The organism is Nostoc sp. (assembly GCF_036917135.1).
GTDB lineage: Bacteria > Cyanobacteriota > Cyanobacteriia > Cyanobacteriales > Nostocaceae > Nostoc.
Genome location: NZ_JBALEA010000059.1, coordinates 15834 through 31098 on the forward strand (window position 1 = coordinate 15834; position 15265 = coordinate 31098).

The window sequence follows — 15265 nt, forward strand, 5'->3', positions numbered from 1 at the left end:
AGCCAATTTTCCTCCTAAGGACAGAAACGATCTATGTCTTTCTAGTAATTCTTAATCTATGCTTAAATTCTGCCATTGGGCAGAGGCAAGATCATGTAAATTAGGAGTCTAGATAATTCTGCAAGTGAGCTTGCAGCCTCGTTCTAGCTCTGGCTATTCTTGACTTGACAGTTCCCAAGGAAACTCCAGTGATTTCGGCAATTTCTTCATAAGCCATGCCTTCGATTTCTCTGAGGACAATGGTAGTACGAAAAACTTCTGGTAAATCAGCGATCGCTTCCCGCAATTGTTCGTAAAATTCTCTAGTTGTCAGTTCTTCCTCAGGGCCTGGAGTATCGCCAGCGATTTCCCAATCCATCTCGCCGTCTTCTAACGAACGCGGAGCATCCAGTGACAAAGGACTCATAACCCGCTTGCGTTTCCGTAACTCGTCGTAAAACAAGTTGGTGGCAATGCGGCTTAACCAGCCCCGAAATTTGGCAGGCTCTTGTAATCGGTTAATATTCCGATACACTCGAATCCAAACTTCTTGAGCTAAATCGGCTCTGTCAGCCCAATCGGGAGCTAGGTGGTATAGAACTCGATCAACTTGACTTTGATAGCGGCGTAATAGTTCTGCAAAGGCAACACGATCTGGTCGCAGTCCCGTTTGACAGCGCAAAATTAAATCGTGGTTAGGGAGTTTGTCAACTTGCACTGATGCTTCTGGGTACTTTGCATCAACCGTTGACCAGGATACAGTAATCGACTGATTCATAGATCGTACTGGCTCTATATCATCCCTATCTATTAGACCTGCTAATGAGACAGAAGTTCCATGCTCAGGTGACGGATTGATGACTGGAACACTGAAGCATACAATTTTGGATACATTTATAGCAATAAGCAGAGCCACTTTTTCCTTATACTGCTCACATAGTTGCCCTTGCACCCATCAACTAAATAAAGGCGCAGCAAGATGCACAATTGGATACTTTTAGCAACTGGGTATATACGCTTGATCAAAAGAATTAAATCTGGTTATAAGGATGAAGATAAAAATTTTGTAATTCCAACTTCTTGATACCTTTAAAATTCCGGTAATAATTTCTGGAAGTTGGGTTGCTGTAGTTGCTAAGATGGTGATTTAATTTTTTGATTTTGTTACCAGAATAGTTGCTGATTGTTCTGGCTGTGTCCCGTAGGCAGCACTAGAGTTATGTTGCTCTGGTACGCGAACTTGAAAAAATAAATTGAGGGAAAATGTAATTGTGACTGCTAGTAATAGTTTTTCAAACATTGTTTTTCTTCCACCTACACCATTGATGATTGATTGCTACATTTCAAAAGTTCCACCAGAAAGTCTGATTAAAGGCTTACGACTCCCAGAACTTTTGAGGAATGAGGTTGCTCACTCCGAGTTTTGCTGCTGGGACAATTCGCATAGTCTTAGTTTGCCCAGAGGTGTTGGCAGATTTATAGCAGAAATGATAAGTATTGATAAATTTTTGATGATCGGATGATGAACTCATCCAATTACTGGGCTGGATATGTCAGGGATAAACAATAGGCGATGGCAATGGTAAGAAACGAATCTGTAGGGCGTATGGTAATGCTGCTTTGTTTTGGCACAGCATTTTTATCTTTAGCTGTCCATTGGCGCATTACTACGGCGGAACGGCAGTCTGAAAAGTCTGCATCTACTTTGATGCGGCGAGATTCTATCCGAACCAATCCCAAGGGAAGCCGCCCAGAGGGAGTCTACAAAAATCTTTCCCCAGTAAGTTTAGGGGAAGTTGCACTGGGTGCATCTGTGCCACCTGATGAAGTTACCCAAGGCTCAACTGTCCAGAGGGCATTTAATAAATCTCAAACTAAGTCGAAAATAATTAAGAATAAGAAGAATATAGCTAAAGCAACTACTCGGAAGGCTTCTACACTTAAGTATTCTGCTATCAAGCCTCCAACTCAGCCCCAAATTATTAAGAAGAATGTAGCTAAAGCAACTGAACTACCAGCTAAAACGCGGCTGGTGGCACAAGTAGAAAGACAAAATCCAGTTGCGGATAGTTGGCCAAAAGGTCTATGGGCTGAAGCTTCAGCCCAACAAGTACCATCTAGTAGGCTGGCAAATGCTAAAACGCAAGTAGTAGTTGTTTTAAGCGATCGCCGCACTTATGTATACGCAGGAGATGAGGTGATAGCTAGCTACCCGATCGCTGTGGGTAAAAAAGGTTGGGAAACGCCTACAGGTTCTTTTCAGGTGATCCACATGCGACACTATCCAATCTGGCGTCACCCAATTACGGGCAAAGTATTTCAGGCTGGTACGGATAGTCCTTTGGGAGACAGATGGATTGGTTTTTGGTCAGATGGACGGAATGAAATTGGCTTTCACGGCACACCAGATATTGACCTGGTAGGAACGGCTGTATCCCACGGCTGCTTAAGAATGCGTAATGCTGATGTCCGAATGCTATATGAGCAAGTCAGTTTAGGGACAACAGTGGTAGTGCGTAATTGATTAATTAAGAGTCATTAGTCCTTTGTCTTTTCTCTAAGGGACTGACAATAAATAAATTAGCCAATCTTGTGGGGTGAGCAACATAAGCGCCTTAGCTTAGGAGCGGGCGAGACGCCCACCCCACAAGAAGTAGTTGGGTATTTTTCAAACAGAATTCAGGAGTCAGGAGTCAGAATTCAGCAATGTTTTCTGACCGAAAAAGCGGATAGTGCCGGCGGCAAGCGAGTACTCGTTCGCTTTTAGCGTCTCGTAGAGAGCGTCTGAATAATCGGCGTTTTTGCACCCCCACAAAAGAAGAAAATTTGGTGGTCAACAAGAAAGTCGCGGGTCTGAATCCCCGACTAATTGATTCTGACCGGAGGCGGAGCGTCTCCGGCTCCGCTCCTGAATTCTGACTTCTGAATTCTTCTTCAATTGGAAGTCTCTAAAACAAATGACTAATGACTAATGACTATTAAAATTATAATTTTTGCTCAAAGTTAGGTGCATAAGCCTGGAGTAAAGCACTAACTTGGCGTACAACTTCGTTCCCAGTGTTTTTGCCCAAGGCTTGCCGTTCTGGGAAGAAACTGGGTCGATCGAGGTAACGGTTAATGGCTTCACTTACTTGCTGAGAAATTAATTCTTGCAGTTGTTCCTGAGCCGTTTGGCGCTGGAAGTGAGCGCCTTCTTCTGTAGTAGCATACAAAGGTGGTAGCCGATTAAGAGCGTAAGCAGCAATATCACCGACATCTAGGGAACTTTCGCTGGTGGCTTCAATTTCTGCGACTCGAGCGATCGCTTCCGTCAGTACCAATTCTTCCATAACGTTAATGAATTGTTTGCGAGGTACCGCCACCACTTCACCAGTCAATAGCGCACCCATCAGCCGATCCAACGCCATATACTCTTCAATTGAGAGTTCTGAGGCGTTGTCACAAATTCTACCGACTTCTGCTTCCATTGCAGGTGTTAAATAACCATCCTGGAGAGCTTGTTCTACAATTTTTTCGATACTCATAACGCTTATGATCATTTATGTTGGCCAAGCAAGGTAGGGACGGTATCAATCCAATTTGTTTTGCCTAATTCTCAGCAAAAAAAACACCAATTATGCAAAGAAGCGATCAATTCCGCCTCTACTAGTTAACGACCTTAGTTTGCCAAGGTGTTGGATCAACAGATTGTCCGTTGACATACAGACCCCAGTGTAAATGTGGCCCCGTGGCAGCACCCGTTGAACCGACTGCACCAATTAGTTGTCCAGCTTTCACAAAATCACCTTCTTTAACGTTAATACGACTCAGGTGCATGAAAATACTGGTTACTCCTTGACCGTGGTCAATGCCAACTACGTTACCGTGTATCCGAAACCCTTGGGATACCCTACCTACCAAAGCAACTCGCCCACCGGCTGGGGCAATTACTGGTGAACCGGCAGCACCCGCGTAGTCAAGACCACGATGATAGTAGTCTTTTGCAAATGTACCATTATAGTAGCGACGTACACCATAGTTTGTACTCATTCGCCCGGCATTTGGCTTCAGGAATACTCCATTCCAATACTTTTCTGGTGTTTGCAGTGCCTTAAAAGCCGCCACGCGCTTAAGTTCGTACTCTGTGGCATCCACTCCAGCTTTACCAGGTGGCAAAGTAATGCGTTGTACGGGGAACTTGCGATTAAGCACATTCACTGCCAAGTTTTGTACCTGACTATCTCCCGCAACCCGAAGTGTTCTAGTTCCAGCTTTTTCTAGTGGAGTTGTGGGAACAAAAGCCCGATACTCATTGGGTGCAATTTCAAATGCCGGGTATGTATTATTACCACTAGTTACTGTTGGATTTCTACCATTCTCTGGATTAGCTAGATTAATCTCTACTGAGAGTGTATCCCCTAATTTAGGATTAGTTGGAGTCACCTTTACTTGTAAAGCATCTACAGGTAATGCCAAGGTGATCGGGAGAATAGCAAATATTCCCTTTAACATATTTATTGCACGCCGATTTGGTGTCAAAGTTTTGACACCAAAACCGAGCAACTTTTTGTTTGAACTACTAGCGCTATTCTCAATAATCATAGAAATACAAAAAATCCCTTGCTTGTGTTGGAAAATAGACTAGCTGATGATCGCTAGTGTTTCCTGTTTGAAGCCGATGTTGTTGAAAACCATAAATGCGAGAAATCCGGTTTCAGGTATTTATGGATTCTTGGGGAATTATTGTATCTGTAATTTTAGTGAATTGGTCTTAATTCTAAGAACTAAGGTGTAGACATTGGCAATGAGCATAAAATTTAACTAGATTGATGACAAAAATGCTCTCATGGCTGCTATGTGTGTCACTTGTGAGGCAACAAATAAAACTCGTTGTGGTTACTATCATTACATAATGATACTTGAAGGAAATATTGGAATCAACTGGACACTTTTTCAACTGGACACTAATATCACACTGTTCGGTTGAAATCGGTATGGGGAAATTACCTAAACCAGATATAGCAACCCGATTTTATTTTTAAAATAATTCGTAATTCGTAATTATTCGGTCACGCTGGTAATATTACTTTTGACTTGAGTTTGCCATCTTCCATGTCAACGAGGCGATCGGCAATGTCTAAGATCCGGTTGTCATGAGTAACCATCAAGATGGTACAGCCTTGTTCTTTTGCCAGTTTTTGCATGAGATTGACTATATCTCGTCCCGATTGACTGTCAAGGGCGGCGGTGGGTTCATCGGCGAGGATTATTCGAGGATGACTGACTAAAGCACGAGCGATCGCTACTCTTTGTTTTTGTCCTCCAGACAGCTTATCGACATAATAATGCAAATGATTTCCTAATCCTACCTGCTCTAACATCTGGGCTGACTTAGCTTGCATCTTTTTTAACCCAAGATGTTTGTGCAATTCTAAAGCCATTTTGACGTTTTGGAGTGCCGTTAAACTACCATGCAAGTTATGTGCTTGGAAAATATAACCGTTACGCCGTCGTGCTTGTACTAGTTGTTCGGCACTTGCACCACAAAGTTCTCGTCCCAACACCCGCAAACTACCAGATTGGGTAGAACGTAACCCACCTACTAAGGTTAGCAAGGTAGTCTTTCCAGAACCAGAGGGGCCAGTCATGAGAATAATTTCACCGGCGTTAATCTCTAAGTTAATTTTACATAAAACTTGCTTGCGGAGTGAGCCGTGACCAAAGTGGTGGTCGAGATTCTGGATGGAGATGACGGGAAGCATATTTTGGGATTGGGGATTGGGGATTGGGGATTGGGGATTGAGGATTGGGGATTGAGGAGTGGGGATTGGGGAAGGTGGGGACCCCTCTGGGGATAAGGGGTAATGGGGATTGGGGATTGGGGATTGGGGATTGAGGAGTGGGGATTAGGGATTAAGCTGTTCCACATTAAAATTGAATAATTAGAGCGGGCAAGATGCCCACCCCACAAGAGTTTGATTAAATTTAGATATACAAACTAGATGTGGAACAGCTTAGTGATTAGGGATTGGAAAGATTTCCCAGTCCCCAGTCCCCAGTCCCCAGTCCCCAGTCCCCAGTCCCCAGTCCCCAGTCCCCAGTCCCCATTTCTAAAACATATCAGCAGGATCGGTGGCTTGGAGTTTGCGGGTGGCGATCGCACCGGAAATTGTACACATAATGATGGTCAGTATTAATACCTGTAATGCCCGAATCGCAGTCATGTACATGGGCAAATTTGTGGCACGGCGAGTCAGTTGGTAAAGTGCTAATGACACTCCCAATCCAGGGAAGAAGCCCAGTGCTGCTAATATCAACGATTCTTCAAGCACTACACCTAGCAAGTAGTAATTGCGATATCCCATTGCTTTGAAGGTGGCGTATTCTCGAACGTGGGCATTAACATCGGTGGAAAGGACTTGATAGACGATGATCACTCCCACCACAAAGCCCATTGATACACCCAGGCTGAAAATAAACCCGATTGGGGAATTTGTTCTCCAGAAGTTATTTTCAAATTCAATAAATTCGGCGTGGGTTAATACTTTGACATCATCTCTGAGGTAGGCTTTGAGCATTGCGGCTACTTTTTTTGGGTCATAGCCTGGTTTGATCTGAATCAAACCTAGACTGATGCTGCTGGATTGTCGCCCAGAAAATAGTCGTAAAAAATTCTGATCGCTGGTAATCAGGTTGCCATCAGAACCAAAGGAAGCCCCGACTTGGAATAAGCCACTAATGGTAATTGTGCGCCGTTCTATTTCGGTAGTCAGGGTTTTACCTTGGTCAATTTGAGCGATCGCTTTTTGATAATCTCCTCTTGCACCACGATCGAACAAGACGGTATCGGGGAGTTTGATCGCTTGCAATTGTTGATTAACATCTGGTAAATCAAAAGCTGGCTTGTCTGGGTTAAACCCGATAACTAACACCCCTGTCTCACGATGTGTTTGGGGGTTCTTCCAAATTGTGTTGTTGAAATACATTGGTTCTGCCGACTTCACCCCTGGTATATCCATTGCTTGGTAAAGTCGCCGACGAGAGAATGTAGACAAGCTTGGCAAGTTACGGGCTTGGGGACTGGTTAAAACAATATCTGCTTGCAAACTGCGATGTAATCTGGTGTTACTGTCATACAGCGCAGTTTGAAAGCCTAGCTGCATGAACATCAAAAGATCCGCAAAGGCAATGCCTGACAATGCTACAAAAAGACGGCTTTTTTCATGATTCAGTTGTAGCCATCCTAAAGGGGTTCGCCGTCGCAGTTGTTTGATTAATCTCATAATTAGGGACTGGGGATTAGGGATTAGGGACTGGGGATTAGGGATTAGGGATTGGGGATTAGGGACTTGTTCATCGATTTCAGAATCTCCCAGTACCCAGTCCCCAGTACCCAGTACCCAGTCCCCAATCCCCAATCCCCTTTTCACAATTCAATTACTGCCTTAACTTGCATATTGGTTAAGGTGGCAGCTTTTCGGCTGGAGGCTTGATCTAGTCGGATATGAACTTCTACTACTCTGTTGTCGATATTGCTGACGGGATCTGTGTTGATGACATTTTGCCGTCGCACTTGCAAGCCTTTGCGATCTACGATTCCCTGCAATTCAATGGGGAGGAAATCACCAACTACTCGCACTTGTTGCCCTAAATGCACTTTGCCGATATCGCTTTCGTAAACTTCAGCCGTGACATACATCTGGCTGGTTTGTCCAATATCTGCAATGCCATCATTTGATACTAATTCCCCTGGATGGGTGTGAATCTCAAATACCTGTCCATTTTGGGGCGATCGCACCTCAGCCTGTTCGAGATTAACTTTTGCCAGATTCATAGCTGCTACGGCACGATTAATTTCTGCTTTGGCAGCTTCTACATCCACTCCACGCACTTCAGCAATTTCATCGAGTGTTGCTGTAGCTTGTTTAACTTGTTGCTGGCTAGTTGATTGGGTACGATTTAACTGTGCTTGGGCTTCTTGCAAGCTTTTTTGGGCGGTTTCCAAGTTTAAACGCTTACTATCCCGTTGGGAAGTGGAAATTGCACCCTGTTGATGTAGTTGCTGATAGCGTTCGTCTTCTGCTTGGGCATTACGCACTTCGGCTTGAAACCGCTCAATTGTCGCTACTTGGGTATTAATATCACCTTGGCGTTCTGCTTCTAGACGAGCGATCGCAGCTTTTTGGGCGGCAATTTCACCGCGTTTAGCACCTGCTTGGGTGCGGTTGAGGTTTGCCTGGGCTACTTTTACTTGTTCCTGCGTCTCTTTTAATGAGGCTTGTAAGCGATCGCGACTATTCAAAATGGCGATCAATTGTCCCGCTTTTACCCTATCCCCCTCCTTCACCAACAACTTTTCTACCCGACTTCCTTCCGCAGACACCGCCGCAGAGAGTTTAATTACCTTTCCCTGTGGTTCAATCCGCCCTAAAGCTGTTACCGTTTTTAACTGTGGCAATGGTGTTGCTGGCACTTGTGCCTCTAGATTTGCATAATTTTGCCAGCGTTTTATTATATAAAAACTTATTCCGCCAATCAATAAAGATGCAATTATACCTATAGCAACAGATGAACGCAGAATAAACTTAGGGAACGTTCTGTACCCTAGCTTTGAATTTCGCACCATAGATACCTCTTAACTAGTGGCGCAGAAAAAAGAACAGATTAGGCTTTTCTCAGTACTTGTTTGCTAATTCCTACTTTTCTAGTCAGTTATTATTGAACTATCACTTCAAAGTCAATAACAAAATTGTAAATTGTTGAGATTTTACTTAGATCAGGTGATTTAGCTGGATAGGGTAACAACAAATTACTCTCCTAAAGAAAGCTTTATTTTCCTAGTAAACTACCTTTGTTTTCTGAAATTACTCAGTTATCGTAAACGGTTTAAAATTTACGGATTGTAACAGTGCCAACAATCATAATCAAATTAAGTAAATAACAAAAGATATTTGGTGTGATTATGATCAGTAGAAAATAATGTCAAATTTTGATGATTAATCCCATCAAAAATGCAGCAAATGCATATATTAAGACTCCTATTTTAGGAATAAACTCGATACAACTCGAAAAGGCTGATTCCTTATTCCCTACTACCTGCGTTTTGTGTTGCCAAAGCAGCACATCAAAGCTTTGAGTGGAGACATTCATATTTTTCTGTTTCCATTGTGGTTGGTGAAACTAGCGATCGCCACTGGTTTTGCCTTGCCCCCACCATCCCCGATCAAGTAAGCTACGATGATCGCAGCCGCCATCAACCCAAAACACACCAAAACACAAATTATCTCCGAAGAATCACCAAGCCAAGCAAATCAAAATCTGATAACTCAAGTTCAAATTCTGCTTAATAATCTCACCCCAATTACCAACTACGGCTACTACCACGGCGGATACAACTACACTTACCAACATCAAATTGTGGGTGCATTAGCTAAAACCAAAACAACTGCCATTGAACTGGCACTGCAAGCAGTTACGCCATCGCAAAGCGAATTTGACTACAATCCTTAGAAAGAGTCGTAAAAACCTAAATGTCTAAAAAGTCCGATTCACAGTTCCAAAATCTCTTTGCTTCACAAAAACCAACCCACTGGGACGAAAGATTAGCCCAAATAGCCTATCGCTTTAACCGAGAATATCAACGTGAAACCTTTGAACTGCCAACAGAAGTCCAGGCGATGCCGATATTTGGCGAGTGGATTGGAGGTAGTTTTTCAGGGAGAATTGCTTCCCGTTTTTGGGAAATTGCTCAACCTCAAAAAAACCAGCACTGTATAGATATTGGCTGTGGTATCAGCTTTTTAATTTATCCTTGGCGGGATTGGCAAGCGTTTTTTCATGGGCAAGAAATCAGTAATGTAGTCCGCGATACCCTTAATTCTCGTGGGCCGCAGTTGAATTCTAAGCTGTTCAAAGGTGTTGAGTTGGGAGCCGCTCATCAGTTAAACTACTCACCAGAGCAATTTGATCTTGCGATCGCCACAGGATTCAGCTGCTATTTTCCACTGGAATATTGGGATGCTGTATTAGCAGAAGTCAAGCGGGTGTTAAAACCAGGTGGACATTTTGTGTTTGACATCCTCAATCCCGAACAGCCTTTAGCAGAAGATTGGGCAGTTTTGGAAACCTATTTGGGGGCTGAGGTGTTTTTAGAGCCTTTGGCTAAGTGGGAAAAAACGATTAAAGCGGCTGGTGGTAAAGTAGTAACGCACAAATCAGGGGAATTATTCGAGTTGTATAAAGTGCGGTTTTAAAAATAAGTAGCTAGGCGTAAATAAATTAAAGTTTGTAGTCAGTACTAAAGTTCTGACTACAAACTTTGCTATTAGCGATGAATCGCTCACTACAAACTAAGATTTTATTGTATCTTTAAATTATGCCTACCTAGTTACCATCACTCAGGGATAAGTGGACTCATTGGATCTAAAGAAGTTGTAAAAACAAAATAGATTACTCCAGTTCCTAGAATCATCACAGCGAGACTGAACAGCAATACCCAACGATCTGTTGGTTCATAAGTATCTTCCTCGATATCACGACGGACAGCGAAATAGTGTGACGTTGAGAGCCACACCGTGGTTAAACCCACCAGCGAGAAGACTAAACCTAACTTCCAGCCGTTGCCGGGATGGGGTATCAAAGGTACTTGGAAAGCACGCAAACGCACGATGACGACACCAAAACCTAAAAGAGCAATCCCTGTCCGCATCCAAGCGAGGTAGGTACGCTCATTTGCCAAGTGATCTCGGACTCTGGACGGATTCAGTCGTCCTGGCTTTTTTTTCTCTTTATCTTCTTCTGTAGGTTTCAATTTTAACTGCATCAATAACACCCTTATCCCGAAAGCGGCTCTTTTCAAAAAAATGCGAAGGTAGTAGGAAATCTCCTTCCAGATGACTTGCACCCAGCGCAATATTTGCGCTACTGAAATATGCCTATTGCGATTGTACATTTTTTTCAAAATTTATTTTAATGCAGATATGGAAATAAAACAAGCTTGACCAAGTAATTCGTAATTCATGCTATGGAGCAACTGTAAGTAATAAAGGGTCATAAAAAAAACAGCCAATATCAGAGAGATTTTTCACCAGTCCTTGTCCTGTTTTTCCTCTGATTTTGGCTGTTACTCTATTTAAATTGAGAACAATCATTCAAAAATAGATTATGCAGTTCTATCTCAAGACTGATTGCTAGGCGCATTAGGAACTCGTGTATCGATGAGAGCCTGCGATATATCTGGGATAAACCAGTTAGCCTCTTTGCTGTTAAGAACTTTCACAGTAGGGACATTCAATTCAATCGCAGCAGTATCTGGATTCGTCTTAATCACCAACTGAGTTCCATCAAGTATCTTCAGAGCAGCCGATCCTGTCAATTCTTCACCTTGCCCATTAGGATTAGAAGTAAAATTTGCTACTTTGACATCATTCGGTAGATAGATCCCATCACAATCCCAGTTATTTTTAGTGGACTGACCATCAGCTAAAAAATACAGCCCATTGTCATATATGGCATCTTCATTCTCTTCGCTATTTGGTCTTTTGCCATATACTGCTATGGTATTACCTGTTTGATTTTCACATTGACCCCAGTTGATTCCCGTCTCTAAAGCATATTTTTGGAATGCTAACTCATCGATTTTCTGCTGAATTTCCTCTGGGGTGAAACCTTCAGCTTGAGTTTGGGCATCTTTTGTCTGAGTTAGTTCATTAAGTGCTTTCGTGACTTCGATGTAATCAGGGTTTTTGCTAAATTTGGGTCTGTCAGCAAAAGAAGGTTGAGCAAAGGCTAGATTAGCGACAATCATTAAGACAATTAGCAGAGATTTCCAGATTTTCATGTTTTGATTCCTGTTGATGGGTAAGGTATTTTCCAGATTGGAATTCATTTTGGTGAGAAAATTTTAGATACTTAATTTTTCTTGTTCTTCACTCGACTGCTGAGTATTGAAACCTAAGATTAATGAGAATATATAACTAGAAACTACAGATGAAAGAGTCCAAATAACATTTTCTGTGACAATAAACACGCCCAAACCAATCAAGATACAAGGAACAAAAGTGTTGCCATTTTCAGTTAAAAAGTTGGCGATCGCAGGCAAGTAGGTTAACTTATAAGCGGTATAACACCATACACCCACCATTGTAAAAAATACACTTAGTATCACCAGCAGACTATCTAATTCTGAGTTGGCAAACAGAGGCACGTAAACGCTGATATTATCACTGCCATTGGCAAAGGCGATCGCAGCTACGTTGCAAGTTTGTGGAGAGATAAAACTGCTAATTATAGAGGGACAAGACGGCTCGGTTTGTTCTTCGACTTCCTCTGGTGAATCCTCTTCGCGTTTTAGTAAACTGCTTACACCAATGATTATTGGCATTAAGCCCAGTAGTCTAATCCATTCCTGCGGTATAATCATTCCACCGAAGAAACCGGGAAGGCTAGCAATAATCAATACAGCAAAACCGAGATACTGACCAGCAAGGATGTGACGACTGCGGAACGTTTTATTTATTTGTGAAAAAAGCAACGTCAGAATGACAATATCATCGATGTTGGTGGCAGTGAATGCGGTAATCCCTGTGGTAATTGCAGTTACTAAATCGCTCATTTTTGAATGTCCTGATTTTCATGCTTGGTAATTGGGCATGGGGCATTGGTCATTTACAAAGGACGAAAGACCAATGACTAGGTAGAAAGCCTTGATTTATACTTTAGTCAAACTAACCGATAGAATCAAATGCTTTTATTTGTCAAAATGATAAATGAAAGTGATTAAAACTTTTACACTAAGTTACAGGGATACCATAAATGGCAGGAATGACGCTTGAGCAGCTAAAAATATTTATCGCTGTGGCGCAGCACTTACACTTTACTCGCGCAGCAGAGGAGCTTTATATTACACAACCTGCCGTCAGTGCAGCGATCCACAACTTAGAGCAAGAATATGGTGTGAAACTGTTCCATCGGATTGGTCGCCACATCGAGATTGCTGAGGCGGGTAAATTATTGCAAGTGGAAGCGCAGAAAATTCTCGATCAAGTTTCCTTGACTGAAAGGGGATTGCGAGAATTGAACAATCTGCAACGGGGTGAATTGAAATTAGGGTCAAGTCTGACAATTGGTAATTACTGGCTACCAAGTAAGATTAGTGAATTTAAGAGCCGATATCCCGGTATCAAGATTGACTGTAGCCTCGCCAATACAGAAGATATTTGTCTAGGAACAGCGACAGGACAGTTTGATTTAGGTTTGGTGGAAGGAGATGTGAAGCCAGCGCTTCAGAATACTCTAGAATACGAAATAGTGGGGAGCGATCGCTTGCAAATTGTGGTCGGTCAAAAACACCCTTGGTTTGAGTGGGGAGAAATTGATTTAAGCCAATTGACTAAAACCCCTTGGGTGATGCGAGAACCAGGTTCTGGAACCCAACAAAGGTTTGAGGAAGCGTTGCAAAATTGGGGAATCGATCTCAGTGAACTGGATGTAATTTTAGTGTTCAACAGTGGAGAAATGACAAAAGCAGCGATCGAAGATGGTGTCGGTGCAATTGGCATTTCCGAGTTGATGGTAAAAAAAGAAATCCAGTTGGGAACTCTGCGGGCAATTCAAGTTATTGATAACAGAGAAGGCAACGGTGCGATGCCTCCAACGGTCACTGAGCGACTTGCCTTGAGCGAAGTCGAAAGGAGCCGAAGTGCGGGCTACGCCTACGCAGAAATAGTTCGACCTTTTTTCAAACTCAAGCATCGTCAGCGTTTTCAAACTGCTCTTTCCAAAGTCTTTGAACAAATGTTGATATCGTCTATGTTAGATAGTTCACATCAACATTTATCAAAATCAATTATTTAAACCAATACCTTGTCCTTTAGGACACGCTACGCGAAAGCCAATTTAATCAGAATAAATCAAGGGTCAGTCGTACAGAATAGAATTCATGCAGCAATTCTGTACGACTAGCGGATTAATTGAAAAACGCTGTCATATCAAATCCTCTTGCAGGGCTTTTCCCAGTCCCCAGCGATGCACTGAGCTTGTCGAAGTGTCCCCAGTCCCCAGTCCTCACTTCCCTTCACACCTTGTGCATATTTCTACTTATGGGGTCAAAACCTTTAGAAAACCGCGTACTTTCATCGTAGTAAGCGCCAGTTAGATTCGCTCCATACAACTTGGCATAGTTGAGTTTTGCTCCTCGGAGATTTGCTTCATTCAATTTGACACCGCTCAAATTAGCTCTGGTCAAATTCGCTTTGGCTAAGTTAGTTCTACTCAAGTCTGCTCCCCAGAGTTTAGCTTTAGCAAGGTTAGCCCCACTCAAGTCAGATCCCCATAAATTGATTCCAGGCAAATAGGCTCCAATCAGCTTGTTCCTACTCAAGTTGACGGCTGGAAAATATCTTTCCCCTGCGGCAAAACGCCTTTTTAATTCTTCAGCATTCATGCGTCGCGTTGACCTTCTTTTATCTTTAACGGTATCGCGGAAGTCCCCACCCTCAAGCCAACAACCTTTAAAACATCCTCTAAGGTTGAAGGGAGCAGGGGGAGAAGAGAATAATTAATAACCAATGCCCTATTCCCCATACCCAATCTTTTCACATCTATTTGACTGGGATAAGTTCAAACTCGAAAGTACTGATTAAACGGTCATTAATATAGACCTCTATTCTATGCTTACCAACTGGATCGCCAGGAGCGATCGTCCAAAAATTCTCAATCACACCCTCTGGAGCCGACTGTGTGCGCCGTGTCACAGATGTAGTGCCGTCTGCTGATATTGAGAAGTCGTCACCGTTATCTGTACCCCAAGTTTCTGGAGGTTTTGGTAAATGCAAGACTTCACGCCATTTAACTTCACCTTGGTAGTCTTTGAGTTTAATCCGCCATCCGTAGATGTTTCCTTCCTGAAGTGGCACTCTTGTTGTCTGAAAAACGGTAACGTTTCCTTTGGAGTCAACTCTCTTCAGCCCAAACTGACTGTTACTGACAGTAATCTGTTTTGCATTAGTTGGCGCAGGAGATGATATGGCATTTTCTACCAAAACAGAAGTAGCGTTGATTGGCTCAGAACTTATGACTCCAGATATTAGCCAAAAAGAAGCTAGCACAGCAGTAGTAGTCCAAATTCTCATTAGTATGGTTTTCCTGTCAGACCTTTGGTACTTATTCAAGTAATCTGCCATGTTTTCCGGGTCAAGGTTAGCTATGGTTAGACAAAGACGAAATTACTTTCAGGAATTTAGGTTAATTAAGATGGTAGGTCGATTTATGCCGTGCTGTACTATTAAGTTAAGTAAAGCAGTGCATT

The 15265-nt window shown here is 42.7% G+C and carries 18 protein-coding genes; 5 read left to right on the top strand and 13 right to left on the bottom strand.

The window, feature by feature from the left end:
• Positions 1-100: 100 nt before the first annotated feature.
• The 3 genes from V7K50_RS17270 to V7K50_RS17280 form a co-directional block, all read right to left on the bottom strand.
• On the bottom strand, positions 101-757 hold the full coding sequence (locus V7K50_RS17270) for a sigma-70 family RNA polymerase sigma factor (protein ID WP_334802064.1): 657 nt from the start codon (positions 755-757) through the stop codon (positions 101-103).
• A gap of 369 nt (positions 758-1126) precedes the next feature.
• Entirely contained in the window at positions 1127-1279 is a 153-nt protein-coding gene (locus tag V7K50_RS17275) for a hypothetical protein (protein ID WP_334962067.1), read from the bottom strand.
• Between the two features lie 76 nt (positions 1280-1355).
• Positions 1356-1511 carry a hypothetical protein gene (locus tag V7K50_RS17280; RefSeq protein WP_334962069.1) on the bottom strand — a complete coding sequence of 52 codons (156 nt, stop codon included), beginning with the start codon at positions 1509-1511 and terminating at the stop codon, positions 1356-1358.
• A gap of 47 nt (positions 1512-1558) precedes the next feature.
• Between V7K50_RS17280 and V7K50_RS17285 the strand changes: the two genes are divergently transcribed.
• Positions 1559-2503 carry a L,D-transpeptidase gene (locus tag V7K50_RS17285; RefSeq protein WP_442944614.1) on the top strand — a complete coding sequence of 315 codons (945 nt, stop codon included), beginning with the start codon at positions 1559-1561 and terminating at the stop codon, positions 2501-2503.
• Between the two features lie 460 nt (positions 2504-2963).
• On the opposite strand, the gene V7K50_RS17290 is transcribed toward V7K50_RS17285, so the two are convergent.
• The 5 genes from V7K50_RS17290 to V7K50_RS17310 all read right to left on the bottom strand — a co-directional run bounded on the left by V7K50_RS17290 (position 2964) and on the right by V7K50_RS17310 (position 8581).
• Positions 2964-3503, bottom strand: a complete 540-nt coding sequence (locus V7K50_RS17290; protein WP_334962073.1) for a late competence development ComFB family protein — start codon at positions 3501-3503, stop codon at positions 2964-2966.
• Positions 3504-3624: 121 nt separating this feature from the next.
• Positions 3625-4560: a M23 family metallopeptidase gene (locus tag V7K50_RS17295; RefSeq protein ID WP_334962075.1), complete on the bottom strand. Its 936-nt coding sequence runs from the start codon at positions 4558-4560 to the stop codon at positions 3625-3627.
• A gap of 467 nt (positions 4561-5027) precedes the next feature.
• Positions 5028-5720 carry a DevA family ABC transporter ATP-binding protein gene (locus V7K50_RS17300; protein ID WP_334962077.1) on the bottom strand — a complete coding sequence of 231 codons (693 nt, stop codon included), beginning with the start codon at positions 5718-5720 and terminating at the stop codon, positions 5028-5030.
• A gap of 348 nt (positions 5721-6068) precedes the next feature.
• A complete protein-coding gene (gene devC / locus V7K50_RS17305) occupies positions 6069-7241 on the bottom strand; it encodes an ABC transporter permease DevC (protein WP_334962185.1) in 1173 nt (390 codons plus the stop codon).
• Positions 7242-7384: 143 nt separating this feature from the next.
• A complete protein-coding gene (locus tag V7K50_RS17310; RefSeq protein WP_442944617.1) occupies positions 7385-8581 on the bottom strand; it encodes an ABC exporter membrane fusion protein in 1197 nt (398 codons plus the stop codon).
• A 482-nt stretch (positions 8582-9063) separates the two neighbouring features.
• Here V7K50_RS17310 and V7K50_RS17315 point away from each other — a divergent pair, with 482 nt between their 5' ends.
• The 3 genes from V7K50_RS17315 to V7K50_RS17325 are packed head-to-tail and all read left to right on the top strand — an operon-like array spanning position 9064 to position 10211.
• The gene (locus V7K50_RS17315) at positions 9064-9189 is read left to right on the top strand and encodes a hypothetical protein (RefSeq protein WP_334962081.1); all 126 of its coding nucleotides are present in this window, start codon (positions 9064-9066) and stop codon (positions 9187-9189) included.
• A gap of 6 nt (positions 9190-9195) precedes the next feature.
• Positions 9196-9468, top strand: coding sequence for a hypothetical protein (locus V7K50_RS17320; protein WP_334962082.1), 273 nt, complete (start codon positions 9196-9198; stop codon positions 9466-9468).
• Positions 9469-9488: 20 nt separating this feature from the next.
• The gene (locus V7K50_RS17325) at positions 9489-10211 is read left to right on the top strand and encodes a class I SAM-dependent methyltransferase (protein WP_334962084.1); all 723 of its coding nucleotides are present in this window, start codon (positions 9489-9491) and stop codon (positions 10209-10211) included.
• A gap of 140 nt (positions 10212-10351) precedes the next feature.
• Here V7K50_RS17325 and V7K50_RS17330 read toward each other — a convergent pair whose 3' ends face one another.
• The 3 genes from V7K50_RS17330 to V7K50_RS17340 form a co-directional block, all read right to left on the bottom strand.
• Positions 10352-10909: a YidH family protein gene (locus tag V7K50_RS17330; protein ID WP_334962086.1), complete on the bottom strand. Its 558-nt coding sequence runs from the start codon at positions 10907-10909 to the stop codon at positions 10352-10354.
• A 225-nt stretch (positions 10910-11134) separates the two neighbouring features.
• Entirely contained in the window at positions 11135-11797 is a 663-nt protein-coding gene (locus tag V7K50_RS17335; RefSeq protein ID WP_334962088.1) for a hypothetical protein, read from the bottom strand.
• A 63-nt stretch (positions 11798-11860) separates the two neighbouring features.
• Entirely contained in the window at positions 11861-12571 is a 711-nt protein-coding gene (locus V7K50_RS17340; protein WP_334962090.1) for a cadmium resistance transporter, read from the bottom strand.
• 200 nt (positions 12572-12771) lie between these two features.
• On the opposite strand from V7K50_RS17340, the gene V7K50_RS17345 reads away from it, so the two are divergent.
• Positions 12772-13812: a LysR substrate-binding domain-containing protein gene (locus V7K50_RS17345; RefSeq protein WP_334962092.1), complete on the top strand. Its 1041-nt coding sequence runs from the start codon at positions 12772-12774 to the stop codon at positions 13810-13812.
• A gap of 220 nt (positions 13813-14032) precedes the next feature.
• Here the strand turns inward: V7K50_RS17345 and V7K50_RS17350 are convergent, their stop codons facing one another.
• Positions 14033-14401, bottom strand: coding sequence for a pentapeptide repeat-containing protein (locus tag V7K50_RS17350; RefSeq protein WP_334800117.1), 369 nt, complete (start codon positions 14399-14401; stop codon positions 14033-14035).
• Positions 14402-14558: 157 nt separating this feature from the next.
• Positions 14559-15089, bottom strand: coding sequence for a hypothetical protein (locus tag V7K50_RS17355; RefSeq protein WP_334962094.1), 531 nt, complete (start codon positions 15087-15089; stop codon positions 14559-14561).
• Positions 15090-15265 lie beyond the last annotated feature (176 nt).

What these genes read in the sequence shown, in the direction of transcription:
- V7K50_RS17325 (WP_334962084.1), top strand. Translation starts at nt 9,489, where the DNA reads ATGTCTAAAAAGTCCGATTCACAGTTCCAAAATCTCTTTGCTTCACAA.
- V7K50_RS17330 (WP_334962086.1), bottom strand. Translation starts at nt 10,909, where the DNA reads ATGTACAATCGCAATAGGCATATTTCAGTAGCGCAAATATTGCGCTGG.
- V7K50_RS17340 (WP_334962090.1), bottom strand. Translation starts at nt 12,571, where the DNA reads ATGAGCGATTTAGTAACTGCAATTACCACAGGGATTACCGCATTCACT.
- V7K50_RS17295 (WP_334962075.1), bottom strand. Translation starts at nt 4,560, where the DNA reads ATGATTATTGAGAATAGCGCTAGTAGTTCAAACAAAAAGTTGCTCGGT.
- V7K50_RS17345 (WP_334962092.1), top strand. Translation starts at nt 12,772, where the DNA reads ATGGCAGGAATGACGCTTGAGCAGCTAAAAATATTTATCGCTGTGGCG.
- V7K50_RS17350 (WP_334800117.1), bottom strand. Translation starts at nt 14,401, where the DNA reads ATGAATGCTGAAGAATTAAAAAGGCGTTTTGCCGCAGGGGAAAGATAT.
- V7K50_RS17270 (WP_334802064.1), bottom strand. Translation starts at nt 757, where the DNA reads ATGAATCAGTCGATTACTGTATCCTGGTCAACGGTTGATGCAAAGTAC.
- V7K50_RS17285 (WP_442944614.1), top strand. Translation starts at nt 1,559, where the DNA reads ATGGTAAGAAACGAATCTGTAGGGCGTATGGTAATGCTGCTTTGTTTT.
- V7K50_RS17290 (WP_334962073.1), bottom strand. Translation starts at nt 3,503, where the DNA reads ATGAGTATCGAAAAAATTGTAGAACAAGCTCTCCAGGATGGTTATTTA.
- V7K50_RS17300 (WP_334962077.1), bottom strand. Translation starts at nt 5,720, where the DNA reads ATGCTTCCCGTCATCTCCATCCAGAATCTCGACCACCACTTTGGTCAC.
- V7K50_RS17320 (WP_334962082.1), top strand. Translation starts at nt 9,196, where the DNA reads ATGATCGCAGCCGCCATCAACCCAAAACACACCAAAACACAAATTATC.
- V7K50_RS17275 (WP_334962067.1), bottom strand. Translation starts at nt 1,279, where the DNA reads ATGTTTGAAAAACTATTACTAGCAGTCACAATTACATTTTCCCTCAAT.
- V7K50_RS17335 (WP_334962088.1), bottom strand. Translation starts at nt 11,797, where the DNA reads ATGAAAATCTGGAAATCTCTGCTAATTGTCTTAATGATTGTCGCTAAT.
- V7K50_RS17355 (WP_334962094.1), bottom strand. Translation starts at nt 15,089, where the DNA reads ATGAGAATTTGGACTACTACTGCTGTGCTAGCTTCTTTTTGGCTAATA.
- devC (WP_334962185.1), bottom strand. Translation starts at nt 7,241, where the DNA reads ATGAGATTAATCAAACAACTGCGACGGCGAACCCCTTTAGGATGGCTA.
- V7K50_RS17280 (WP_334962069.1), bottom strand. Translation starts at nt 1,511, where the DNA reads ATGAGTTCATCATCCGATCATCAAAAATTTATCAATACTTATCATTTC.